The following is a 23458-nucleotide window of genomic DNA, read 5'->3' as shown; positions in this document are numbered from 1 at the left end:
TGCACGAGATGAGGACGTGGGTTGCTCAAGTCTTCCCGCAAGCAGGAGAGGGACCCAGAGGGCCGCATGCCCCTGGTGGAGCACCTGCGCGAGCTGCGTAACCGGTTGGCGAAGGGGCTGCTGGGGATCGTCGTCGTCACGATCGTCGCCGCCTTCTTCTACAAGGGGATCGTCGAGGTCTTCACCAACCCGGTACTGAAGTCGGTCGGTTGCGAGTCGAGCTTCGCCGAACTCGCCAAGAAGGAAGACGGCACCTGCGCGCGCATCGTCCTGAACGGTCTGCTCACCCCGTTCACGCTGGCCCTCAAGGTCTCCCTGATGGCGGGCATCGTCGTCTCCTCGCCGATCTGGCTGTACCAGCTGTGGGCCTTCGTCGCGCCCGGGCTGCACAGGCACGAGAAGAAGTACTCCCTCGTCTTCGTGGGCGCGGGCTTCCCGCTGTTCCTCGCCGGGGCCTTCTTCGCGTACAAGACCCTGCCCACGATGGCGCGGGTGCTCCTGGACTTCTCACCCGCCGATCTCGACAACCAGCTGCCTCTGGACGAACTGCTGGATGTGATCACGCGCATGGTCGTGGTCTTCGGGCTCGCCTTCGAGCTGCCCCTGCTGCTCGTGATGCTCAACTTCGGCGGGATCCTCACCGGCAAGCGGATGCTCGGCTGGTGGCGGGGCATGATCATGGGGATCACGGTCTTCGCGGCGGTGGCCACTCCCAGCACCGATCCGGTCAGCATGCTGCTGCTCGCCGGACCGATCTGGGTCCTGTACTTCCTGGCCACGGGGATCTCCCTCGTCAACGACCGGCGCAAGGCGCGGCGCGAGGCGGCGGGCCCGGGCGACGACGAGGCGTCGGAGCTGGATCTGACCCCCGCGGACATCGGAGAGGTCGAGTCGGTCGCGTCCCGCGGCGCCCTGCCGCACCCGACGAGCCCGGACCGTGACCGGGTGAACGGTTACGACGACATCACCTGACCTGTAGGGTCCCCGGGTGACCAGCGAGATCACCCTTTTCGTGAATCCCACCGCGGGACGCGGCCGGGGCGCGCGTGCCGCGCAGCCGGCCGCGTCCGCGTTGCGGGACGCGGGATTCTCCGTGCGCACCGTCCTCGGCGAGGACGCCGACGACGCACTGCGACGGGCCCGCGAGGCCGTCGCGGGGGGCACCGGCGCACTGATCGCCGTCGGTGGGGACGGCATGATGTCCCTCGCCCTCCAGGCCGTCGCCGGGACGACGACCCCGCTCGGCGTCGTCGCCGTGGGCACCGGGAACGACTTCGCCCGGGCGCTGGGGGTGCCGGTCGTGGACCCGGCCGCCGCCGGACGGCTGGCCGCCGAGGCGCTCAAGGGCGGCGGTGTCCGCGAGATCGACCTCGGCAGGGTCGGGGACCGGTGGTTCGGGTCCGTGCTCGCCTCCGGCTTCGACTCCCGGGTCAACGACCGCGGCAACCGGATGCGTTTCGTGGGCGGGCGGTTCAAGTACGACCTCGCGATCCTCGCCGAACTCGCCGCGTTCCGGCCGATCCCGTACCGGCTGCGGCTGGACGACGGGCCGGTGCGGGAGATCGAGGCGACGCTCGTCGCCGTCGGCAACGGGACGTCGTACGGCGGCGGCATGCGGATGTGTGCGGACGCCGTCATGGACGACGGGCTCTTCGACGTGGTCGTGGTCGGGAACTGCAGCCGCGCCACGCTCCTGAGGGTCTTCCCCCGGGTCTACCGGGGAACGCATCTCGGCCACCCCGCGGTGACCGTGTACCGGGCCTCCTCGGTCGAACTGTCCGCGGCCGGTGTCACCGCCTACGCGGATGGCGAACCGCTGGGGGCGCTGCCGCTCACCGCGACGTGCGTACCGGGCGCGGTCACGGTGCTCGCGCCCGGTGCTCCAGGCGGACTTTAAAGATCGAGCCGCTGTCACAGGCGGCGGGTACGCTCGTAGGCAAGATGACAGAGGACCTCTCACCCGCTGAGCGATACCAGGCTTCTCGGATCCGTGCCGCCGAGCTGGCCACCGCACTCGCGCCCTTCCGGGAGCTGTACGAATTCGACCTGGACCCCTACCAGATCGAGGCATGCGAGGCACTGGAGGCCGGCAAGGGCGTGCTCGTCGCCGCCCCGACCGGCTCGGGCAAGACGATCGTCGGCGAGTTCGCCGTGCACCTCGCCCTCCAGCAGGGGCGGAAGTGCTTCTACACCACCCCGATCAAGGCCCTCTCGAACCAGAAGTTCGCCGATCTGGTCAAACGCTACGGGCCCGACAAGGTCGGCCTGCTGACCGGTGACAACAGCGTCAACGGCGACGCCCCCGTGGTCGTCATGACCACCGAGGTCCTGCGGAACATGCTGTACGCGGGCTCGCAGGCGCTGCGCGGCCTCGGCTACGTGGTGATGGACGAGGTGCACTACCTCTCCGACCGGTTCCGGGGCGCCGTCTGGGAGGAAGTGATCATTCACCTCCCGGAGTCCGTGACGCTCGTGTCGCTCTCGGCGACCGTGTCCAACGCGGAGGAGTTCGGCGACTGGCTCGACACCGTCCGCGGTGACACCGAGGTCATCGTCGCCGAGCACCGCCCGGTGCCGCTCTGGCAGCACGTGCTCGCGGGCCGCCGGATGTACGACCTCTTCGAGGAGGAGAGCGACCACGGCGGACGCGGCACCGCACGCCGCGAGGTCAACCCCGACCTCATCCGGCTCGCCCGGACGGAGAATCAGCGGACGTACAATCCCCGCGACCGCCGCCGGGGCAAGATGGTCCGCGAGGCGGACCGGGAGCGCGAGCGCCGCCAGCGTGGCCGGATCTGGACCCCGGCCAGGCCCGAGGTGATCGACCGGCTGGACGCCGAGGGGCTGCTCCCGGCCATCACGTTCATCTTCAGCCGGGCGGGCTGCGAGGCGGCGGTGCAGCAGTGTCTGCACGCCGGACTGCGGCTCAACGACGAGGCGGGGCGCCGCCTGGTCCGCGAGATCGTCGAGGAGCGGACCGCGTCCATCCCCGGCGAGGACCTCCACGTCCTGGGCTACTACGAGTGGCTCGAAGGGCTGGAACGGGGCATCGCCGCGCATCACGCCGGCATGCTGCCCACGTTCAAGGAGGTCGTCGAGGAGCTGTTCGTGCGCGGCCTCGTCAAGGCGGTCTTCGCGACCGAGACCCTCGCCCTCGGCATCAACATGCCCGCGCGCTCGGTCGTGCTGGAAAAGCTCGTCAAGTGGAACGGCGAGCAGCACGCCGACGTCACGCCCGGCGAGTACACCCAGCTGACCGGGCGGGCCGGCCGCCGCGGCATCGACGTCGAGGGCCACGCCGTGGTCCTGTGGCAGCGCGGCATGGACCCGGTGCAGCTGGCCGGGCTCGCGGGCACCCGGACCTACCCCCTGCGGTCCAGCTTCCGGCCCTCGTACAACATGGCCGTCAACCTGGTGCACCAGTACGGGCGGCACCGCTCGCGCGAGCTGCTGGAGACCTCCTTCGCGCAGTTCCAGGCCGACCGGTCCGTGGTCGGGATCTCCCGGCAGGTCCAGCGCAACGAGGAGGGGCTCGCGGGCTACCGCGAGGGCATGACCTGCCACCTCGGCGACTTCGAGGAGTACGCGCGGCTGCGCCGCGACCTCAAGGAGCGGGAGAACGAACTGGCCAAGCAGGGCGCGACCCAGCGGCGGGCCGAGGCGGCGGCCTCCCTGGAGAAGCTGCGGCCCGGCGACGTCATCCACGTGCCCACCGGCAAGTTCGCCGGACTGGCGCTGGTCCTCGATCCCGGTCTGCCGGCCGGCCGGGTCAACGGCCACGGGCACCGCGGGCTCGAATACCACGACGGGCCGCGGCCGTTGGTGCTGACCGCCGAGCGGCAGGTGAAGCGGCTCGCCTCCATCGACTTCCCGGTTCCGGTGCAGGTGCTGGAGCGGATGCGGGTGCCGAAGTCGTTCAACGCGCGCTCGCCGCAGTCGCGCCGCGACCTGGCCTCCGCCCTCCGGACGAAGGCCGGGCACATCGCGCCGGAGCGGCACCGCAAGGGACGGTCCCCGGCCGCCGACGACCGGGAGATAGCCCGGCTGCGGGCGGCCCTGCGCGCCCACCCCTGCCACGGGTGCGACGAGCGCGAGGACCATGCCCGGTGGGCCGAGCGCTACCACCGACTGCGGCGCGACACCAAGCAGTTGGAGCGCCGCATCGAGGGCCGGACGAACACGATCGCCCGGACCTTCGACCGCATCGTCGCGCTGCTCACCGAGCTCGACTACCTGCGGAGCGACGAGGTCACCGAGCACGGGCGGCGGCTCGCCCGCCTCTACGGGGAACTGGACCTGCTGGCCAGCGAATGCCTGCGGGACGGCGTGTGGGAGGGCCTGAACCCCGCCGAACTCGCGGCATGCGTCTCGGCGTTGGTGTACGAGGCGCGGCAGGCCGATGACGCCGTGGCGCCCAAGCTGCCGTCGGGGCCCGCGCGGGCCGCGCTGGGGGAGACGGTCCGGATCTGGGGCCGACTCGATGCCCTGGAGGAGGAATTCAAGATCAATCAGGCGGAGGGGGTCGGGCAGCGCGAGCCCGATCTGGGCTTCGCCTGGGCCGTCTACATGTGGGCGTCGGGACGCACGCTGGACGAGGTGCTGAACGAGGCGGAGATGCCCGCGGGGGACTTCGTCCGGTGGTGCAAGCAGGTGATCGACGTGCTGGGCCAGATCGAGGCCGCGGCGCCCCGGGACGGCAGCACGGTCGCGCGCAACGCGCGCAAGGCGGTGGACGCGGTGCTGCGCGGGGTGGTCGCCTACAGCTCCGTGGGGTGACCCGGGGTCCGGGGTAGCTGCCGCTTCTTCCGGGCGACGCGGCCGCGCGACCGGTCTCCGGGGCGGCGTACGTGCGCGCCCCGGACGGGGCGCGCGCCGGGACCCGGTTCGATGTCCGACGTCGTCCGGATGGGGGGCGGGCGGGGTGCGCCCGGCCCCCATCCGGCGGTGCGTCGTGTCAGGCGGCGCGTGCCGCGTCCCGCCCGGCAACTTCCTCGCGGACGAGCGGGATGACGTGCCGTCCGAAGTCGATCGCGTCGTCCGGCAGGTCGTAGCCGCGCGCGGGCAGGATCTCCACGCCCGGGTCGTCGTGGTCCAGCAGCGCCCGCGCCACCGTCCCCGGCGTGCCCGTCAACGCGGTGGAGCTGCCGGCCCGCCCGTCTCCGCCGCGGTCGGCGTCCACGACGCCCGGTCGTGGCGCTCGCCCTCCGCGGCCACCGCGAGGAGCCGCCCGGAACCGGTGTTCTCCGGCGCGGTCCGCGAGTGACGGCGCTGCGGCCCGGCGGGTCCTGATCCGCGCCAGGGTCCGGTGCGTCTTCTCCCGGGTCGGCCGGAGCGTGCACTCCTCGTCGAACGAGGCCCCGGAGCGGGGCTCGACCCCGGAACCTTCGTCGGTCGCCGCGATGCCGGGAAACTCGACGGGCACGGCAGGGCCCCATCTCGTGCTGCGGTGGGTCGGTCGTGCGACGTGCTGACGCGGAAGCGGTCGGGGACGACACGACGCGGACCACACGCGAGCGAAGTCGATGGGGTCGCGGGTGACCAGCCGAAGTCGAGGAACCAGCCGCCCAGTGGGAGCAGCCGAGTCGGCGTGGCGTCAACCAACGTCGAACGGGGGCCGGTTCGCTTTCCCCTCGAAGCGGGGACGCGGACCGGTGGCCGCCGTCGCGCTCAGCCACCGGCGGCGGGCGGTTCGTCGTGCGGCGCCGACAGGCTCGCGCGGCAGGCCAGTTGGAGGGCGAGGCGGACGTCCGGATCGCTCAGGTCGGCGCCCGTCAGCCGGACCACCTTGCGGATGCGGGCGCCCACCGCGTTCCGGTGCAGATGCAGGGCCTCGGCGGCGCGGCCGGGCGAATTGTTGTGGTCCAGATAGCCCTGGAGCGTGCGCAGCAGCGGCTCGGCACGCTCCGGGCCCAACGCCAGTACGGGGGCGAGAAGTTCGGCGACCGCCTCGCGCGCGGTGTCGGAGGCGTACCACTCCAGCAGCATCCGGTCGAGCCCCACCGCGTCGTGCGCGGCCACCGTCGGGCCGAGGCCGCGCGGCACGGCGGCCCGCGCCTCCCGGGCCGAGGTGCGGATGCCCAGCGGACCCCGGTGGGGCGAGCCCACGCCGCACCGCAGTCCGGCCTCCGGACGCAGCCCGGCCAGCCGGTCCACCGCGCGGCGGGCCCGGGCCAGGGTCGCGCGCCGCCCGTCCGGCCCCGGGTCGGCGGGCCAGGTGCCGAGCAGCACGAGGGCGTCGTCGACCAGAGCGGCGTTCCACTGGACGGCGTCGGCGGACGGGGGCGCGGCGCCGGAGGGCTGTGCCGCCGGACCGTCCCAGGAACGCAGCAGCGTCAGGGCCCGGGACATCACCGCGTCCAGCACCCTCGGCCGGTCGGCGGCATCGAGGCCGGCGGCCTCCACCCGCAACGCCATGTGCCAGCCGTCCACCGGGAGCGCCAGTGCCCGGCCCCGGGCGGCCAGCCGGGCGGCCTGGTCGCGCGGGGCCACGAGCAGTTCGGCGAGCAGCCGGCCGCGGGAGCGCACGGGGACGTCGCCGTGCCCGCCGCCCGCCGCCGCGAGGGCCGCCAGCGCCAGCACGGAACGCACCGCCGCCCCCGCGTGGCCGGGGCGAGGCGGGGCGGCGAGCCGGATGTCGCCGTCCGGACCGGCGGCCGACGCGCCCTCCTCGCCCGGGCCCGCCGTCCGCAGCTCCACGGGCACCCCCAGGGCCCGGGACGCCGCCGAGGCCACCCGCTCCGGGTCGCCCGCCACCGCCGTCACCTCGCGCGCGGCGGCGGCGACCCGGGCGAGCGCGTCCGCGGCGGACCCGGCCACCGCCCGTTCCACCGCCACCACGAGGGCGGCGAGGTCCCCGCCCGCGTACAGCACCGCGACCCGGCCCCGTTCGGCGAGCGCCCGTGCGGTGGCCGTCACCTCGGCGGGCAGTCCGTGCGGCGCCTGGGCCACCCCCGTCAGGACCAGCGCCGCGGCGCCCGCCGCCGCGGCGTCCCGTACCGCCACGTCCAGCAGATGCCCGGGCAGCGGCGCCAGCAGCACGGCGACCGTCCCCGCGGGCAGGGCGGCGAGCCGGTCCGGGCGCGGCTCCAGGCGCACCCCCGTCACCTCCACCGCGTCGAGCGGCCCCACCAACGGGCGCAGCCCGTCCAGACCGGGGGAGGAGAGGAGTTCCAGGATGTTCGGCATCCCACCAGTGTGCCGTGAGCACACCAGGAGGCCGAAGAGGGGGCCGATGGCCCAGGCGGCGCGCCTTGCGCCTCCCTACGCTGGAACGCATGCACATGGACGCCGGAGCGCTCGCCGACTTCGCGCGAGGCTGTGCCGTCCTGGGATCGGGCGGCGGCGGCCCCGCCGATGTGACGCTGCCCGTCGCCGGACAGGCGATCGAGGAATGCGGTCCGGTGCGTGTCGTCGACCCGTCCGGCCTGCCCGACGACGCGCTGGTCATGCCCGTCGGGCTGGTGGGTTCGCCCGCGGTCGCCGCCGAGCGGATCGGCGGCCGGGACGAGCCCGCGCGGCTGCGCGCCCGCTTCGAGGACCTGCACGGCGCCCCGGTGGCCGCGGTGATGAGCAGCGAGATCGGCGGCCTCAACGGCTGTGCCGCCGTCGCCTGGGCGGCCCGGCTGGGACTGCCGCTGCTCGACGCCGACTCGATGGGCCGCGCCTTTCCCCGCATGGACCAGAACGTGCTGGAACTGGCCGGACTGCGCCCCTGCCCGGCCGTCCTCGTCGACGAGCACGGTCGCACCGTCGTCGTCGACGGTGTCGACGGCGCGCACCTCGAACGCTTCGCCCGCGCCACCCTCGACGCCTTCGGCGGGCGCGCCGCGTCCGCCGACTACCCCCTCACCGCCGGGCAGGCGGCCCGCCACGCCGTCACCGGATCGGTCACGCGGGCCCTCGCCCTCGGCCGCGGCGAAGGACCGGAGCCCCTGCTCACCGGCAAGGTCTCCTCGGTCCGCCGGTACGCCACGCGGGACGCGGACGGCGACGACGCCACCGCCGTCCTGCTGGAGGGCGCCGGACCCGACGCCGGGCGACTGGTCCTCGTCGAGGCCCGCAGCGAGTTCGTCGCCGCCCTGGAGGACGGCACCGCGCTCGCCGTCGTCCCGGACGTGATCGCGCTGGTCGATGTGCGGACCGGCTGGGCCGTCCCGGTCGAGGAGGTCCGCTACGGGCTGCGCGTGCACCTCGTCACGCTGCCCTCCGCCCCGGTCTGGTACACGCCGGAAGGGCTGCGGCTGGCCGGCCCGTCCGCCTTCGGTCTGCCGGGGCTCGGCCCCGCGGACCTCTCGGGGACCGTTCCCGAGGATGCCGCGCCGCTCGTCGCCGACGGCCGTCCGGGGCTCGCCCCGGACGGCGCGCCCGGCGCCTCCTCGGCCGCACCCGGCCACCGGCCCGGGGGAGGCACACCATGATCCTCGGCGTGGACGTCGGGCCCACCAACACCGACGCGGTCCTGCTGGAGGGCGGCCGGGCGGTCCGGGCCGTCAAGGTCCCCTCGATCGCCGGTGACGCCGTCGGCTCGCTCGCCGCCGCGGTCGGCGCGCTCCCCGCCGAGCCCCGGCGCCGGGCCGCCCAGCTCGCCGTTGGGCTGCGGGTCGCCGCCCGCGCGGTCCGGGAACGCGAAGGACTGGCCCGGGTCGGGGTGCTGCGCGTGGGCGGCGCCGCCGCGGACGCAGTCCGGCCGCTGTTCGGCTGGCCCGCGGCGCTGCGCGACGCCGTGTGCGCGGGCACCGCCAACGTACGGGGCGGCGGGGGCCTGTCCCCCCGCGACACCACGCCGCTCGACCGGGAGGCCGTCGCCCGGTTCGGCGCCGCGCTCGCGGGCCGCGCCGAGGCGTTCGCCGTCACCGCCGTGTTCTCGCCCGCCGACGGCGGGCAGGAGCGGGAGGCGGCCGAGATCCTGCGCGCCGAGACCGGCCCCGACACGACCGTCCTGCTCTCCAGCGACGTCGGCACGCTCAGCCTGCTGCACCGTGAGAACGCCACGGTCCTCGACGCCGCCCTGTCCGTCCTGGTGGCACGGGTCGCCGACGAGTTGACCGCCACGCTGCCGCGCCTCGGCCTCGCGCCCGGCGCCGCCGTACTCGTCACCCGCAGCGACGGCACGCTCATGAGTCTGGAGTACCTGCGCCGCCAGCCCGGACTCAGCCTGGGCAGCGGTCCCGCCTGCACCATCCGGGGCGCCGGGCTCCTGGCCGGTCTCGGTGACGCCGTGGTCGCCGACATCGGCGGCCGCCGCGCCCGGGTCGGCGCCCTGACCGGTGGCTACCCGCAGGAGGCAGGACCCGGTGAGCGCTTCGGCGGCGTACCCGTCAGCCTGCGCTTCCCGGACCTGATCACCGTGCCCGCCGACGCGCACCGCGAGCTGGCCGAGGCCGCCGACCGGATGCGGCCCGCCGCCGGACTCCTGCCGCTGGTCCTGGTGGGCGGCGGCGCGGACGGCGTGCCCGGCCGCGTACTGACCGGATTCGACGTCGTACGGCCCGAACACGGCGGCGTCGCCGGAGCGTTCGGCGCGGCGGCCAGCCCGGTCGGCGGCCAGTACGACCGTATCGTCACGCGCGGCCCCGGCCGTCGGCTCGACGCCGTGCGCGACGAGGTACGGGATCTGGCCAGGGCCGGGGCCGTACGGGCCGGTGCCGATCCCCGGCGCGTGGAGACCCGGTCCGAACCGGATCTGCCGGTGCCGTATCTGCCGGGCGCGGTGCTCCTGCGCGCCCGGGCCGCGGGACCGCCCCTCCCGCTCTGAGACCCGTCGTTCCCTCTCTCCCCCTCCCCGCGGAGCAGCCCACCGCCGTGCTGCCGCGCCCCTCCGCCCTACCCCCGCCCGCCCCGCCACCCGAGGACCGTCCCCATGACCCAGCCCGCAGCGCGGCCGAAGCCGCAGCCACCCACCGAGACCGCCGAGCCGCAGCAGCAGGACGAGGACTACCCGCTGGAGCGGGTGCCGCGCTCGGCCCGCTACTCCTGGTTCAACGTCGCCGTGCAGCGTTTCGGCCAGCTCTCCGACCTGACCCAGTTCCTGCTGGGCGCCACGCTCGGCGCCGGTCTCTCCTTCTGGGGCGCGTTCTGGGCGTTCACGCTCGGCTCGGTGATCCTGGAGGTCGTCTGCATCTTCGTCGGCATCGCCGGCATGAAGGAGGGCCTCTCCACCTCGATGCTGGTCCGCTGGACAGGTTTCGGCCGCTACGGGTCCACCCTGATCGGGCTCGTCATCGCGGTCAGCCTGTTCGGCTGGTTCGGGGTGCAGACGGCGGTGTTCGCGGCCGGACTGCACTCCATCGTGCCCGCGCTGCCCCTCTGGGCCTGGTGTCTGGTCTGCGGCCTCGGCGTCACCGCGCTGGTCCTGCGCGGCTTCCGCGTCATGGGCTGGACCGCGTTCGTCACCGTGCCCGCGTTCCTCGGTCTCGCGGGCTGGGCCATGGCCGTCGAGTTCTCCCGGCACCACATCGGCGACCTGGTGACGGCCGCGCCCTTCGGCGCCCACCTCTCCATCGCCACCGGCGCGACCATCGTGGCCGGCTCGTACATCGTCGGCGCGGTCACCACCCCCGACATGACCCGCTTCAACCGCAACACCGGCGACGTGGTCAAGCAGACCGTCGTCGGCATCAGCCTCGGCGAGTACGTCCTGGGCCTGGGCGGCGTGCTGCTCGCCTACGCGGTGAAGTCCTCCGACCTGATCGCGATCATCACCTCCTCCTCCGGTGTCATCGGCGTCATCGTCCTGGTCTCCGCCACCGTGAAGATCAACAACTGGAATCTGTACTCCTCGTCGCTGGGTCTGATCGGGGCCGTCGAGGCGCTGTTCGAGGTCCGGCTGCACCGGGTCGGCACGACCGTGGCCATCGGTGTGCTCGGAAGCCTCGCGGCGGCGGCCGGGATCCTGGACCGGTTCACCGAGTTCCTCACGGTGCTGGGCGTCCTCACCCCGCCGGTCGCCGGGATCATGGTCGCCGAGTACTTCGTCGTGAAGAAGTGGCGGCCGCGGCTGGACGCGTCGCGTGCCGTGGGACGGCTGCCCGAGACCGAACCGAGCTGGGTTCCGGCCACGATCGCCCTGTGGGCCGCTGCCTCCCTGGTCGGCTGGCTCAGCGACCACTACCAGTGGTGGGGGATACCCGCGCTCAACTCCCTGCTGCTCGCCGGGCTCGGCTACGTGGTCGTCGGAAAGCTCGGCCTGGTGCGAGGCGCCCGCGAACTGCCGTTCACCCAGCCCGCCCGGCCCGCCGCGGCGATCGAGGCGGAGCAGGACGCGGTCCGGCCGCGGAGCGCCGTCGCCTGACCCGCGGGCCCACCCCGACACCCCACCCCTACGAAAGACGGAACACCATGCGCATCGGAATCGACGTCGGAGGCACCAACACCGACGCCGCCCTCCTGGGGGACGACGACCGGATCCTCGCGACCGCGAAGACGCCCACCACCTCCGACATCACCTCCGGGGTCACCACGGCCGTCCGGGCCCTGGACCCGCCGAAGGAGGACGTCACCGCCGTCATGATCGGCACGACGCACTTCCTGAACGCGCTGATCGAGGGGGCCCGCCTCGCCCCGGTCGCGGCGGTGCGCCTGGGCCTGCCGGCCACGGCCGCCCTCCCCCCGATGACCGACTGGCCGGAGCGCCAGCGGGCGGCCGTCGGCGGGCACGGCTACCTGTGCCACGGCGGCCGCGAGTTCGACGGGCGCCCGCTGTCGCCGCTCGACCCGGAGGAGCTGAAGCGCACCGCCGCCGACATCGCCGCGCGCGGACTGACCTCGGTGGCCGTGTCCTCGGTGTTCTCCCCGGTCGCGGAGGAGGACGAGCGCCGGGCCGCCGAGGTCCTCGGCGCGGAACTGGGACCGGACGTCCACTTCTCGCTCTCCCACGAGCTGGGCCGGGTCGGGCTGCTCGCCCGCGAGAACGCCACGATCATCAACGCGGCCCTGCGCGACCTGGCCACCGCGATCGTCGAGTCCTTCGCCAAGTCGCTCGCCGACGTCTCACTGACCGCGCCCTTCTTCCTGTCGCAGAACGACGGCACGCTGATGGACGTGGACTTCGCCCGCGCCTACCCGGTCGCGACGTTCGCCTCCGGGCCCACCAACTCGATGCGCGGTGCGGCGTTCCTGTCCGGCCTCGGCGACTGCGCGGTGGTGGACGTCGGCGGCACCACCGCGGACGTCGGCATCCTCACCGGCGGCTTCCCTCGCGAGGCGGCCGGCGAGAGCGAGGCCGCGGGCATCCGTACCAACTTCCGCATCCCCGACGTGCTGTCCCTCGGTATCGGAGGCGGGTCCCTGGTCTCGGCCGAAGGAGAGACGGGCCCCCGTTCGGTGGGCTACCGGCTCACCGACGAGGCGCTGGTCTTCGGCGGATCCACCCTGACGGCGACCGATCTCGCGGTCGCGGCGGGCCGCGCCGACATCGGCGACCGCTCCCGCGTGGCGCACCTGGACCCGGACTTCACCGCCCGGGCCCTCGACCGGATCGCCGAGCGCCTGGCGGAGACCGTCGACCGGATGCGCACCTCGCCGGGGGCGCTGCCGGTCGTCGCGGTGGGTGGCGGAAGCGTGCTGGTGCCCTCGTCCCTGCCGGGCTTCGACGACGTGCGGCGCCCCGGACACTTCGACGTCGCCAACGCCGTGGGCGCCGCGATAGCCCAGGTCGGCGGGGAGGTGGACCGGGTCTTCCAGGTCCCTGACGGCCGCCGGGACGCGGTACTCGCCGAGGCGCGCGAGGAGGCCGTCGCACGGGCGGAGAGCGCGGGCGCCCGGCCCGGCACCGTCCGCATCGTCGACGTGGAGGAGGTCCCGCTCGCCTATCTGCCCGGCGGCGCGACCCGCATCCGGGTCAAGGCGGTCGGCGACCTCGACCTGAACGGCATCGGCACCACCCGCACCCCGGCCGGGGCGCGCGAGACCCACGGAGCAGCGTCACATGCGTGAGATCACCCTCGACAACCTGGACGACATCGCGCGCGGCGCGGGCATCCTCGGCACCGGCGGGGGAGGCGACCCGTACATCGGCAAGCTGCTGGCGCGCGAGGCCATCCGCCGCCACGGGCCGGTGCGGCTCGTCTCCTTCGACGAGGTCCCGGACGACGCGACCGTCGTCCCCGTCTCCGGGATGGGCGCCCCGACGGTGCTGCTGGAGCGCGTCCCGGCCGGGGGCGAGGAGGTGGCCGCCCTGCGCGCCCTGGAGAAGCACATCGGCCGCCGTGCCACCCACATCGCGCCGATCGAGGTCGGTGGCGTCAACTCGATGCTGCCCGTCGCCTGCGCGGCCGAGGCGGGACTTCCGCTGGTGGACGGGGACGCCATGGGCCGCGCGTTCCCCGAGGCCCAGATGGTGCTGCCCGGACTGATCGGCGTGGCCAACACGCCGATGGCGCTCGCCGACGACAAGGGCAACACGATCATCGTCGACGCCGTCTCCAACCATGCGGCCGAGCGCATCGCCCGCGCGGTCTGCGTGGAGCTCGGCTGCCAGATCTCCAGCGCCGACACCGTGATGCGCGGCGACCAGCTCGCCGACGGTCTCGTCCCCGCCACGCTCACGCTCGCCGAACGGCTCGGCGCGGCCGTCCGCGAGGCGCGTGCCGCGCACGAGGACCCGGTACGGGCGGCCCGCGCCATGCTCTCCGGCAGCCATCTGCTGACCGGCAAGGTCGTGGACGTCGGCCGCCGCACCGAGGGCGGCTTCGCCCGGGGCGGCGCCCGGATCGAGGGCGTCGGCGGCGACGCGGGACGGGTCCTCGAACTCGGCTTCCAGAACGAACACCTGCTCGCCACCCGGGACGGCGAGACGGTCGCCACCACCCCCGACCTGATCTGCGTGCTGGACACGGACACCGGCGACCCGGTGACCACGGAGGGGCTGCGCTACGGGCTGCGCGTCAGCGTGCTGGCGGCCCCGTGCGACCCGCGCTGGACCACGCCGGGCGGACTGGCCCTCGCCGGACCGCGGTACTTCGGGTACGACGTGGACTACCTGCCGTTCTGCCGGGACTGACCCGCGCGACGGTTTTCGGGACCGCGGGGCGAACCACGCGGCGGGCTCCGGGACCGGTCGGCGGCACGGGCCCGGGCGTGGTCGGCCGGTCCGCCTCCCGCGGACCGGCCGACCGTCGGGTCGGGCCGGGTCCCTCGCTCAGGCCGGGCGGTCGGCTCGGGCCGACCGGTCGACCCGGGCAGCTCGCCTGCCGGTCGTGTGCTTGCCGGCCTTCATCGACGCGGCCGCGCAGACCAGCCCGAGCAGCAGGGTCAGCGCGCCGATGATGACGTTGTTCAGGATCACACCGAGGCTCGGCGCGGTGCCGACGACCCAGGTCGAGATGATCATCCAGATGCCCATGGCGCAGATGGCCCAGCTCAGGCCGTACATCCGCTCCGGCATGGCGGTGAACCCCAGACCCAGTGCCGCGATCGCGACACCCATGATCAGGTTGTGCACCGACAGTCTGGGCTGGGTCCCCAGGAAATTGACCACCCAGGGCGAGATGGCGCAGTAGAGACCGACGAGGAACACCGGTGCGTCCACGAGCGCCACGTCCCGCCCGCCCATCACGCGGGCGTAGCGGTCGCGCATTTCGGATACATCGGGGTGACCGGCCATGTCACGGCCGGCGTGCGAGAGGTTCGACATGGGGTTCGTCTCCTTCGCTTCTGCAGACCTGGCCGCCTCTCCGAGCGATAGCGGCCTGCTCTGCCATTCTGCTCTTATATGACCCTTATGTGTAGTTCTGGGGTGTGTGAGCATCCGGAGAAATGGAACGCCTGCTGGGCGGCCGGCCGTCCAAGAGGTCAAGGGCGGAGCGTACGGGGACCGGCCTCCTCACGCGCGCGCTTTCCCCGAGCGGTCCCGGTCGTGAGTACGGGTGCGGTGTTCCGCTCCGGTGCCGACCGGCGCTCGGCGCGGGTCGCGGGCCCGTTCGAAGCGGGTCCGCGCCTCACCGAGGTCCACGATCGGCTCCGGGTAGTCCGGCGCCGCCTCCCGGGCGGCCGGCTTCCACGGCTCGTGGACGGCGCCGCCCGCCAGCCCGGCCAGCTCCGGGACCCAGCGGCGCACGTAGTCGCCCCGAGGATCGAACCGTTTTCCCTGGACCACCGGGTTGAGGACACGGTTCGGCCGGGTGTCCGTGCCCGTGCCGGCCACCCACTGCCAGTTCAGCTGATTGTTCGCCAGATCGCCGTCGACCAGCAGGTCCAGGAAGTGCGCGGCGCCGACCCGCCAGTCCACGTACAGCGTCTTGGCCAGAAAGCTCGCCGTCAGCAGGCGCGCCCGGTTGTGCATCCAGCCCTCGTGCGCCAGTTGCCGCATGCCCGCGTCCACGAGCGGGTATCCGGTGCGCCCGGCCCGCCAGGCGGCGGCCCCGTCCTCGTCCGCGCGCCAGCGGTCGCCGCGCGAGCGGTAGTCGTCGTGCGCGGCGTCGGGGCGGGCGGCGAGCACCTGGTGGTGGAAGTCCCGCCAGGCCAGCTGCCGTACGAACGCCCCGGCGCCGGGGCCGCCGCGTCGCCGCGCCCGGTGGACCACCTCGGCCGCGGAGAGGCAACCGAAGTGGAGATAGGGGGAGAGATGTGACGTCGCGTCGGCGGACAGGTCGTCATGACGGCTCCCGTAGGCGTCCATCGGACCGTTCACCCACGCGGACAGCAGCCGACGCGCCACCGATTCGCCGCCGGTGGCGAGTCCGGGCGACACCCCGGTCACCCCCTTCCGCTGCGGCAACGGCTCGCCCCGCACCCCCTCCGGGAGCCGCACCGCGCGGGGAGCGGGCAGTACACCTCGTACCCCCGTCGCCTCCCAACGGCGGAAGTAGGGCGTGAACACCGCGAAATGGTCCCGGCCCGCCGGTACGACCCGGCCCGGCGGGAGCGCGGTGACCACCGCGTCATGGACGTGCAGCGCACAGCCGACCGGCGCCAGCGCGGTCCGCAAGCGCTCCTCGCGGCGCAGCGCGTACCCGCTGACGCCCGCCGCGACGTGCAGCTCGCGCGCGCCGGTCTCCACTACCACGGCACGGGCGGCCGCCACCGCGTCGCCGCTCCGGACGACCAGCCGGCCGCCGCGGCGGCGCAGGCCCGCGTCGAGGTCGTGGAGGCAGTCCGCGAGGAACGCCCGGCGGTTGGGGGCGTCGAAACCGGCCCGCCGGATCCCGCTGTCACGCACGAACAGCGGGACGACTCCGTCCGCGCCGCGTACCGCCGCCCGCAGTACCGGGTTGTCGTGCAGCCGCAGGTCGGAGGTGAGGAGTGCCACGGACACCGGCATGGGGCGTACGCCTTTCCGTCGTCGTTCGCACGCCCGGGAAGCCGGGGACGCGGGCCCGGAAGGCCGTGCGGCGGGTCACCGGGGCCGAGGCGCGGGCCCGGAGGCCGACGGCGCGGGCTCGGGGACCGTGCGGCAGCGGGGCCGGGGCGCGACGGTCCGGGGGTGACGCTCCGGGGCCGGGCGTGCGCGAGATCCTTCCACGCGGCCGGGCCGGGCGCCCGCCGGCCGCCCGGGAGCGTCCCCCTCGCGGCCGTACCGGCGCAGGTCCGTTCGACGCGGGGCCGCGTGCTCAGCCCGGAAACGCGTATGCCCCCGGCCGGGGCCGGGGGCATACGGGAGCGGGCGGTCTCATGCCGCCGCGCTCTCCTGTTCGCGCTCCACCTGGGCGTTCCACTCGCGCTTGACCGCGCGCCAGGCGTCGTCGTTCTGGCCGAGCCGCCAGTACCCGGAGATCGACAGCCGGGAGAGCGGGATCCCGCGTTCCAGGCGCAGATGGCGGCGGATCTCCTTCACGAAGCCCGCCTCGCCGTGGACGAACGCCTGGACGTCGCCCTGCGGGAACTCCAGCTCCGTGACGGCGGCGACCAGCGCCTCGCCGACCCGGCGCTCCCCGCGGTGCAGCCAGGTCACCTCGACCCCGTCCGGCGTCACGATCTTCTGCTCCTCGGAGGCGTCCGCCACCTCCACGAACGCGTGCACCACCGCGCCCGTCGGCATCCGCTCCAGGGAGGCGGCGATGGCCGGGAGGGCGCTCTCGTCGCCCGCCAGGAGGTGCCAGTCGGCCGCGGCGTCCGGGACATAGGCCCCACCGGGCCCGAGCATCGTCACCTGCTGGCCCGGGACCGCGCTCAGCGCCCAGGGCCCGGCGAGGCCCTCGTCGCCGTGGACCACGAAGTCGACGGCCAGCTCCCGGGCGGCCGGATCCCAGGAACGCACGGTGTAGGCGCGGGAGGAGGGCCACAGCTCCCGGGGCTGCTCCTCGCGGATGCGGGCCATGTCGAACGGGTGCGGGTAGTCCGCGCCCTCGGGCGCGAAACAGATCTTGACGTAGTGGTCGGTGAACCCGGCGAGTTCGAAGTCGGCGAGCCCGTCACCGCCGAACACGACCCGCACCATGTGCGGCGTGATCCGCTCGGTGCGCAGGACCTCGGCCCGCTGCGCCTTGGGTGCCTGCCGTGCCGGTCGCTCTGCCACGAGGTTCTCCCCTGATCCGATTTGCTTAGGCTTACCTAAGCTAGCATCTCAGGCGTGCAGTGTGGAGAGCAGGCGCTGCAGGGCGCCTCCCAGCCCCCAGCGCTTCGCGAGGGCCTCCAGGGCGACGGGATCGCGCGGCTCGGCGGGCAGCGCCGGGTCGAACGCGGGTAGCGGTACGTCACCGGCGACGCGGACCACCTTCGGCGCGACCGCCACGTAGTCCCGGGCCTCGTCGAGCCGCTTGCGCTGCGAGGGCGTCAGCCGGGAGGACGGGTCGTCGACGGCGGCCATGATCCCGGCCAGGTCGCCGAAGGCGTCCAGCAGTTTCGCCGCGGTCTTCTCGCCGATGCCGGGGACCCCGGGCAGGCCGTCGCTCGGGTCGCCGCGCAGCAGCGCCAGGTCGGCGTAGCCGGAACCGTCCACCCCGTACTTCTCCCGCATCCAGGTCTCGTCGGTGAGCTGGAGCGAGCCGACCCCCTTCAGCGGGTACAGCACCCGCACGCCGCGGGCGTCGTCGACCAGCTGGTAGAGGTCGCGGTCGCCGGTGACGATGTCCACCGGCCCGGCGGCCCGGCGGGTGAGCGTGCCGATCACGTCGTCCGCCTCGTAGCCCGCGACGCCGACCCGGGCGATGCCCAGCGCGTCCAGTACGTCCTCGATCACCGGCACCTGCGGGGCCAGGGTGTCGGGGGTCTCCTCCTCGTCGGGCAGGCCCTCGGCGGTCTCGACCGCCACCCGGTGCGCCTTGTACGAGGGGATCAGCTCCACCCGCCAGTGCGGCCGCCAGTCCGCGTCCATGCAGGCGACCAGGTCGTCCGGGCGGTGGTCCTGCACCAGGCGCGCGATGAAGTCGAGCAGCCCGCGCACGGCGTTGACCGGCGTCCCGTCCGGTGCGCGCACCGAATCGGGGACCCCGAAGTAGGCGCGGAAGTAGAGGGAGGCGGTGTCCAGGAGCATGAGTCGTCGCGTCACACCCCGATGATGCCGCACCCCGCCGACACCGCCGGTCGGCCGCGTGGGCGGCGGGGTGAGGAGCGGGCCGGAGTGCCGGGAAGGCGGGCGGGGGTGCTGTCGTGGGCCGGGGCGCCCGGCCCGGTGCGTGCCGTTCACCCCGGGGCGGTCACGCACACACCCCGCTCAAATGTGACCTGAATCACTCTTGTGTTTGGCTCGTGTAAGTGGGGGCAGGCGCGCAGCCGGAGCGGAACACGTAGCGATTTCAACCAGTGCACGTGCCGTGCGGACCGAATCCGCGCCGCTCCACGGTCTGCCGGAGGGGGTGGCAGACCGTTTTTCGGTTCAACGCGCGAGGTGTATGTGTCAAGGCTGCAAGCCGAACACCTGTACAAGGTGTTCGGTAGACGACCCGATCAAGCAGTGCGAAAACTCGAAGGCGGCGCCGACCGCGACGAGCTGCGCGCCGACGGAACGACCGCAGCGGTGATCGATGCCTCGTTCACCGTGGAACCGGGACAGATCTTCGTCGTGATGGGTCTGTCCGGGTCCGGAAAGTCCACGTTGCTGCGCATGCTCAACGGGCTTCTGGAGCCCACAGCCGGACGAGTCCTGTTCGACGGCCAGGATCTGACCGCCCTGAGCCCCGCCGAACTGCGCCATGTCCGGTCCTCCAAGATCAGCATGGTGTTCCAGCACTTCGCGCTGTTCCCCCACCGGAGCGTGCTGGAGAACGCCGCGTACGGCCTCGAAGTGCAGGGTGTGCCGCGCGCCGAACGCGAGAAGCGCGCCGTCGAGGCGCTGGAGCTGACCGGCCTCGCCGGCTGGGAGAAGTCCTGGCCCGACGAGCTGTCCGGCGGCATGCAGCAGCGTGTCGGCCTGGCCCGCGCCCTGGCCACCGACGCCGACCTGCTGCTGATGGACGAGTCCTTCAGTGCGCTCGACCCGCTGATCCGCCGCGACATGCAGGACCAGCTGCTCGAACTGCAGAAGCGCCTGAAGAAGACCATCGTCTTCATCACCCACGACCTCAACGAGGCCATGCGCCTCGGCGACCGCATCGCCGTGATGCGCGACGGCAGGATCGTCCAGCTCGGCACGGCCGAGGACATCCTCGTCACCCCGGCCAACGACTACGTCGCCTCCTTCACCCAGGACGTCGACCGCACCCGGGTGCTCACCGCGGGCGCCATCATGGCCGAGCCGCACACCGTCCTGGGCACCAGCACGGACGACGGCGAGGAACTGCGTACCCCGGACGACGTGCTGCGCGCGGCCCCGGCCACCGTCACCGAGTCCACGCCGATCATCGAGCTGTTCACCCCCTGCTCCCGCAGCGGGGTCGCCGTCGCCGTCACCGACACCGAGGGCGAACTCGTCGGCGTCGTGCCGCGTGCCCGGCTGCTCGCCGTCCTCGGCGAACCGATGAGCCCCACCGAGGTCCCGCAGGACGTCCGGACTCCGGCCGCCGACGCGAAGGGCGCCCAGAACCCGAAGAAGGTGGCCAGTGTTTAGGCTTCCTCTCGGCGACTGGGTCGACTCCGCCGTCGACTGGCTCCAGACCCATCTCTCCTGGCTGTTCGACGCGATCAGCTCGGTCGTCAGCGGCATGTTCGACGGCATAGCCGCCGTGCTCTCCGCCCCCGCCCCACTGTTGTTCGCGGGCATCGTCGCCGTCATCGCCTGGTGGCTGCGCGGTCTGCTCGCCGGTGTGCTCGCCTTCGCGGGCTTCGCCCTCATCGACTCCGTCGAGCTGTGGGACGAGGCGATGGACACCGTCACGCTGGTGCTCGTGGCCACCATCATCTCGCTGGTGCTGGCCGTGCCACTGGGCATCTGGGCCTCCCGCTCGAAGGCCGTGAGCGCGGTGACCCGGCCCGTCCTGGACTTCATGCAGACCATGCCCGCCATGGTCTATCTGATCCCCGGCGTCATCTTCTTCGGCGTCGGCGTGGTCCCCGGGATCATCGCCACCATCATCTTCTCGCTGCCCCCGGGCGTCCGGATGACCGAACTGGGCATCCGCCAGGTCGACAGCGAGCTGGTGGAGGCGGCCGAGGCGTTCGGCACCACCCGGCGCAACACCCTGCTGCGGGTGCAGCTGCCGCTGGCGCTGCCCACGATCATGGCGGGCATCAACCAGGTCATCATGCTGGGCCTGTCCATGGTGGTCATCGCCGGCATGGTCGGCGGCGGCGGCCTCGGCGGCGCCGTCTACCGCGCCATCGGCAATGTCGACGTCGGCCTCGGCTTCGAGGCGGGCATCTCCATCGTCATCGTGGCCATGTACCTGGACCGGATGACCGGCGCGCTCGGCCGCGAGGTCTCGCCGCTGGCCCGCCGGGCGGTCGCCAAGGCGCAGGCCATGGCCGGCGGACTGAAGATCTGGAACCACCGCCCGCAGCCCGTCGTCGCGGTCGTCGGGGTCGTCGTCCTCGCGCTCGTCGCGGGCGGCATGGGCCTCTTCGGTTCCGGCGGCGCGGACAAGGGCGCGGGCGCCGACGCCGCGAAGCCGGGCACCGGCAAGAAGATCAGCATGGGATACATCCCGTGGGACGAGGGCATCGCCTCCACGTTCCTCTGGAAGGAGATGCTGGAGCGACGCGGCTACCAGGTCGACGTCAAGCAGTACGAGGCCGGGGCGCTGTACACCGGCATGGCGGGCGGCCAGATCGACTTCGAGACCGACTCCTGGCTCCCGGTCACCCACGCCCAGTACTGGGAGAAGTACCAGGACGACCTGGAGGACCTGGGCGCCTGGTACGGCCCCACCTCGCTGGAGCTGGCCGTCCCCGCGTACATGAAGGACGTCAAGTCCCTGGAGGACCTCAAGGGCAAGGCGTCGCAGTTCAAGGGCCGGATCGTCGGCATCGAGCCGAGCGCCGGCGAGATGGGCCTGCTCAAGGAGAAGATCCTGCCGGGCTACGGCCTGGACAAGGAGTACAAGGTCGTCGACGGCTCCACGCCGTCCATGCTGGCCGAGCTGAAGCGCGCCTACGCCAAGAAGGAACCGATCGTCGTCCCGCTCTGGTCGCCGCACTGGGCGTACAACCAGTTCGAGCTCACCAAGCTCGACGACCCCAAGGGCCTGTGGGGCAAGGGCGACGGCGTCCACACCCTGGCCCGCAAGGGCTTCTCCGCGGACAACCCCGAGGTCGGCCGCTGGTTGAAGAACTTCAAGATGACCGAGGACCAGCTCACCGGTCTGGAGGCGGAGATCCAGAAGGCCGGCTCCGGCAACGAGCAGAAGGCCGTCCGCACCTGGCTGGAAGCGAACCCCGGCGCCGCCGACAAGTGGACCCCCGTGGCGGGGACCGGCGCGGCCGAGGGCGCGAACGGCAAGGACGAGCGCTCCCGCCCCCTCGACGTCGCCTGGTTCCCCTGGGAGGAGGACATCGCCGCCACCTACCTGTGGAAGGCGGTCCTGGAGGAGCGCGGCTACAAGGTCAATCTCAAGCAGTTCGAGGTCGGCCCGATGTACGCGGCGATGTCCCGCGGCCAGATCGACGTGCAGTTCGACGGCTGGCTGCCGTACACCCAGAAGAACTACTGGGAGAAGTACTCCTCCCGGCTGAGCGACCTCGGTTCCTGGTACGGCCCGACGTCCATCGAGGTCGCGGTGCCCTCCTACGTGAAGGACGTCGAGTCCCTCGCCGACCTCAAGGGCAAGGCCTCGCGGTTCAAGGGCCGGATCATCGGCATCGAGCCGGGCACCGCCACGATGGAGAACCTCAAGAAGAACGTGCTGCCGACGTACGGCCTCGACAAGGAGTACCAGGTCGTCGACTCCTCGACGCCCGGCATGCTGGCCGAGCTGAAGCGCGCGTACGCCAAGAAGGAGCCCATCGCGGTCCTGCTGTGGACCCCGCACTGGGCGTACAACGAGTTCGACATGACCAAGCTGAAGGACCCCGAGAAGGCCTTCGGTGACGGCGACCGGCTGCACACCATCGCCAGCAAGGACTTCCCGAAGACCTACCCGCGGCTGACGAAGTGGTTCAAGGACTTCAGGCTGAGCGAGGACCAGCTCGCCGGACTGGAGAACGAGATCCAGAAGCGCGGCGCCGGTCACGAGGAGGAGGCCGTCGGCGCCTGGATGAAGGAGAACCCGGACATCGTGGACACGATGGCTCCGCAGTAGGGTCCGGACAGGGACTCCGGGACACCGGGGAAGGGGTGGGCGCCGCCACGGGCGGGCCCACCCCTTCCCGTTGCCCACCGGCCGGGGACCGGCGGTCCGGAAGCCGTCCTCCGGTCCCGTCCGCAGGGCGTACGCGGGTCGCGCGGGAGCCGTACGCCGGTCCGTGCGGAACCGCCCGGAGGGGCCCTAACCGGCCGATCTCGCGCAACCATGTGCGGAATGCGCCGACAACCGGAAGGATGACGAGTCGGGAGGGAGCCGCACATGGACGAGAAGGAAACACTCCGCGTGGGCGCCGCGATCCGCCGAAGGCGCAGGTCCCTGGGGCTCACACTGGCCGCGGTCGCGACGCGCAGCGGTCTGTCCGTGCCGTTCCTCAGCCAGATCGAGAACGAGCGGGCGCGGCCCAGCACCCGGTCCCTGGACCGGGTCGCCGGAGCCCTGGAGACCACCCCGGCCCGGCTGCGCGCCGCCGCGGACTCGGCACGCGCCGTCGACGTCGTACGGGCGGCCGGGAGCCGGGCGGACGCCGGGACCGGAGCGGTCGCCGGGCGTCGCGGCGACTGCCACGGGACCGATGAGGCCGGCGAGCACGAGGGCAGCGGCGCGGTCGACGGGGTGCGCAGGGTGGTGCGCGGACGCCACCAGCTCAGCGCCCTGGAGTTCACCGGCGAACTCGACCTCGGGCGGGAGTTCCAGCACCGCAACGACGAGGTGATGTACGTGGTGCGGGGCGCCGCGGAGGTGGAGGCGGAAGGGCGGGCGTACCGGCTGGAGGAGGGCGACACGCTGTTCCTGTCCGGCGGGGTGCGGCACCGCTGGCGGGCCACGACGCCCGGTACGCGGCTGCTGGTCGTCGCGGTCGCCGAGCACATCGACGCGACCGTCGACCCGCGCCGCTGAGAGGGTGT

The 23458-nt window shown here is 73.3% G+C and carries 16 protein-coding genes and 1 pseudogene; 11 read left to right on the top strand and 6 right to left on the bottom strand.

Translation table 11 applies throughout. The annotated features are described in order from the left end of the window. The first annotated feature begins 21 nt into the window (after positions 1–21). Genes tatC through AB0E67_RS19975 form a run of 3 tightly spaced genes read left to right on the top strand, consistent with a single transcriptional unit; the run spans position 22 to position 4776 of the window. Positions 22–972: a twin-arginine translocase subunit TatC gene (tatC, locus tag AB0E67_RS19985; protein ID WP_362028339.1), complete on the top strand. Its 951-nt coding sequence runs from the start codon at positions 22–24 to the stop codon at positions 970–972. 16 nt (positions 973–988) lie between these two features. Further along, complete coding sequence (locus tag AB0E67_RS19980; protein WP_362028337.1) at positions 989–1897, top strand: diacylglycerol kinase; 909 nt, start codon at positions 989–991, stop codon at positions 1895–1897. A gap of 44 nt (positions 1898–1941) precedes the next feature. Beyond that, positions 1942–4776, top strand: coding sequence for a DEAD/DEAH box helicase (locus tag AB0E67_RS19975; protein WP_362028334.1), 2835 nt, complete (start codon positions 1942–1944; stop codon positions 4774–4776). Between the two features lie 178 nt (positions 4777–4954). Here AB0E67_RS19975 and AB0E67_RS19970 read toward each other — a convergent pair. Further along, positions 4955–5317, bottom strand: a pseudogene (locus AB0E67_RS19970) (alkanesulfonate monooxygenase); the annotation flags it as partial. A 350-nt stretch (positions 5318–5667) separates the two neighbouring features. After that, entirely contained in the window at positions 5668–7185 is a 1518-nt protein-coding gene (locus AB0E67_RS19965) for a helix-turn-helix domain-containing protein (RefSeq protein ID WP_362028331.1), read from the bottom strand. 89 nt (positions 7186–7274) lie between these two features. On the opposite strand from AB0E67_RS19965, the gene AB0E67_RS19960 reads away from it, so the two are divergent. The 5 genes from AB0E67_RS19960 (at position 7275) to AB0E67_RS19940 (ending at position 13999) form a co-directional block, all read left to right on the top strand. Next, complete coding sequence (locus AB0E67_RS19960) at positions 7275–8417, top strand: DUF917 domain-containing protein (protein ID WP_362028329.1); 1143 nt, start codon at positions 7275–7277, stop codon at positions 8415–8417. Then, complete coding sequence (locus tag AB0E67_RS19955) at positions 8414–9754, top strand: hydantoinase/oxoprolinase N-terminal domain-containing protein (protein ID WP_362028326.1); 1341 nt, start codon at positions 8414–8416, stop codon at positions 9752–9754. Before AB0E67_RS19960 ends, AB0E67_RS19955 begins: the two co-directional genes overlap by 4 nt. Before the next feature lie 105 nt (positions 9755–9859). Further along, entirely contained in the window at positions 9860–11290 is a 1431-nt protein-coding gene (locus tag AB0E67_RS19950; RefSeq protein WP_362028323.1) for a cytosine permease, read from the top strand. 47 nt (positions 11291–11337) lie between these two features. Continuing rightward, positions 11338–12933 carry a hydantoinase/oxoprolinase family protein gene (locus AB0E67_RS19945; protein ID WP_362028320.1) on the top strand — a complete coding sequence of 532 codons (1596 nt, stop codon included), beginning with the start codon at positions 11338–11340 and terminating at the stop codon, positions 12931–12933. Further along, positions 12926–13999 (top strand): DUF917 domain-containing protein, encoded by a 1074-nt coding sequence (locus AB0E67_RS19940; protein WP_362028318.1) that lies wholly within the window; start codon positions 12926–12928, stop codon positions 13997–13999. The genes AB0E67_RS19945 and AB0E67_RS19940 overlap by 8 nt, the downstream gene beginning before the upstream one ends. Before the next feature lie 138 nt (positions 14000–14137). On the opposite strand, the gene AB0E67_RS19935 is transcribed toward AB0E67_RS19940, so the two are convergent. The 4 genes from AB0E67_RS19935 to AB0E67_RS19920 form a co-directional block, all read right to left on the bottom strand. Then, a complete protein-coding gene (locus tag AB0E67_RS19935) occupies positions 14138–14632 on the bottom strand; it encodes an SPW repeat protein (protein WP_362028315.1) in 495 nt (164 codons plus the stop codon). Positions 14633–14821: 189 nt separating this feature from the next. After that, on the bottom strand, positions 14822–16258 hold the full coding sequence (locus AB0E67_RS19930) for a deoxyribodipyrimidine photo-lyase (RefSeq protein ID WP_362028312.1): 1437 nt from the start codon (positions 16256–16258) through the stop codon (positions 14822–14824). Positions 16259–16606: 348 nt separating this feature from the next. Then, positions 16607–17452, bottom strand: a complete 846-nt coding sequence (locus AB0E67_RS19925) for a siderophore-interacting protein (RefSeq protein ID WP_362028309.1) — start codon at positions 17450–17452, stop codon at positions 16607–16609. A gap of 48 nt (positions 17453–17500) precedes the next feature. After that, the gene (locus AB0E67_RS19920) at positions 17501–18409 is read right to left on the bottom strand and encodes a 5'-3' exonuclease (RefSeq protein ID WP_362028384.1); all 909 of its coding nucleotides are present in this window, start codon (positions 18407–18409) and stop codon (positions 17501–17503) included. A 420-nt stretch (positions 18410–18829) separates the two neighbouring features. Between AB0E67_RS19920 and AB0E67_RS19915 the strand changes: the two genes are divergently transcribed. The 3 genes from AB0E67_RS19915 to AB0E67_RS19905 all read left to right on the top strand — a co-directional run bounded on the left by AB0E67_RS19915 (position 18830) and on the right by AB0E67_RS19905 (position 23450). After that, the gene (locus AB0E67_RS19915) at positions 18830–19921 is read left to right on the top strand and encodes a glycine betaine/L-proline ABC transporter ATP-binding protein (RefSeq protein ID WP_362028307.1); all 1092 of its coding nucleotides are present in this window, start codon (positions 18830–18832) and stop codon (positions 19919–19921) included. Then, positions 19914–22547, top strand: a complete 2634-nt coding sequence (locus tag AB0E67_RS19910) for an ABC transporter permease/substrate binding protein (protein ID WP_362028304.1) — start codon at positions 19914–19916, stop codon at positions 22545–22547. Before AB0E67_RS19915 ends, AB0E67_RS19910 begins: the two co-directional genes overlap by 8 nt. A 264-nt stretch (positions 22548–22811) precedes the next feature. Further along, positions 22812–23450 (top strand): XRE family transcriptional regulator, encoded by a 639-nt coding sequence (locus tag AB0E67_RS19905; RefSeq protein ID WP_362028301.1) that lies wholly within the window; start codon positions 22812–22814, stop codon positions 23448–23450. Positions 23451–23458: the final 8 nt, after the last annotated feature.

Origin of the sequence: Streptomyces sp. NPDC032161 (assembly GCF_040636995.1) — a bacterium.
In the GTDB taxonomy this organism is placed as follows: domain Bacteria; phylum Actinomycetota; class Actinomycetes; order Streptomycetales; family Streptomycetaceae; genus Streptomyces.
The sequence above is the reverse complement of the archived record's forward strand: the minus strand, read 5'-3'. Positions and strand labels throughout refer to the sequence as shown.

Excerpts from the sequence above, each read along its gene's own strand:
- AB0E67_RS19975 (WP_362028334.1), top strand. The coding sequence starts at position 1,942 with ATGACAGAGGACCTCTCACCCGCTGAGCGATACCAGGCTTCTCGGATC.
- AB0E67_RS19965 (WP_362028331.1), bottom strand. The coding sequence starts at position 7,185 with ATGCCGAACATCCTGGAACTCCTCTCCTCCCCCGGTCTGGACGGGCTG.
- AB0E67_RS19960 (WP_362028329.1), top strand. The coding sequence starts at position 7,275 with ATGCACATGGACGCCGGAGCGCTCGCCGACTTCGCGCGAGGCTGTGCC.
- AB0E67_RS19955 (WP_362028326.1), top strand. The coding sequence starts at position 8,414 with ATGATCCTCGGCGTGGACGTCGGGCCCACCAACACCGACGCGGTCCTG.
- AB0E67_RS19950 (WP_362028323.1), top strand. The coding sequence starts at position 9,860 with ATGACCCAGCCCGCAGCGCGGCCGAAGCCGCAGCCACCCACCGAGACC.
- AB0E67_RS19945 (WP_362028320.1), top strand. The coding sequence starts at position 11,338 with ATGCGCATCGGAATCGACGTCGGAGGCACCAACACCGACGCCGCCCTC.
- AB0E67_RS19940 (WP_362028318.1), top strand. The coding sequence starts at position 12,926 with ATGCGTGAGATCACCCTCGACAACCTGGACGACATCGCGCGCGGCGCG.
- AB0E67_RS19935 (WP_362028315.1), bottom strand. The coding sequence starts at position 14,632 with ATGTCGAACCTCTCGCACGCCGGCCGTGACATGGCCGGTCACCCCGAT.
- AB0E67_RS19930 (WP_362028312.1), bottom strand. The coding sequence starts at position 16,258 with ATGCCGGTGTCCGTGGCACTCCTCACCTCCGACCTGCGGCTGCACGAC.
- AB0E67_RS19920 (WP_362028384.1), bottom strand. The coding sequence starts at position 18,409 with ATGCTCCTGGACACCGCCTCCCTCTACTTCCGCGCCTACTTCGGGGTC.
- AB0E67_RS19905 (WP_362028301.1), top strand. The coding sequence starts at position 22,812 with ATGGACGAGAAGGAAACACTCCGCGTGGGCGCCGCGATCCGCCGAAGG.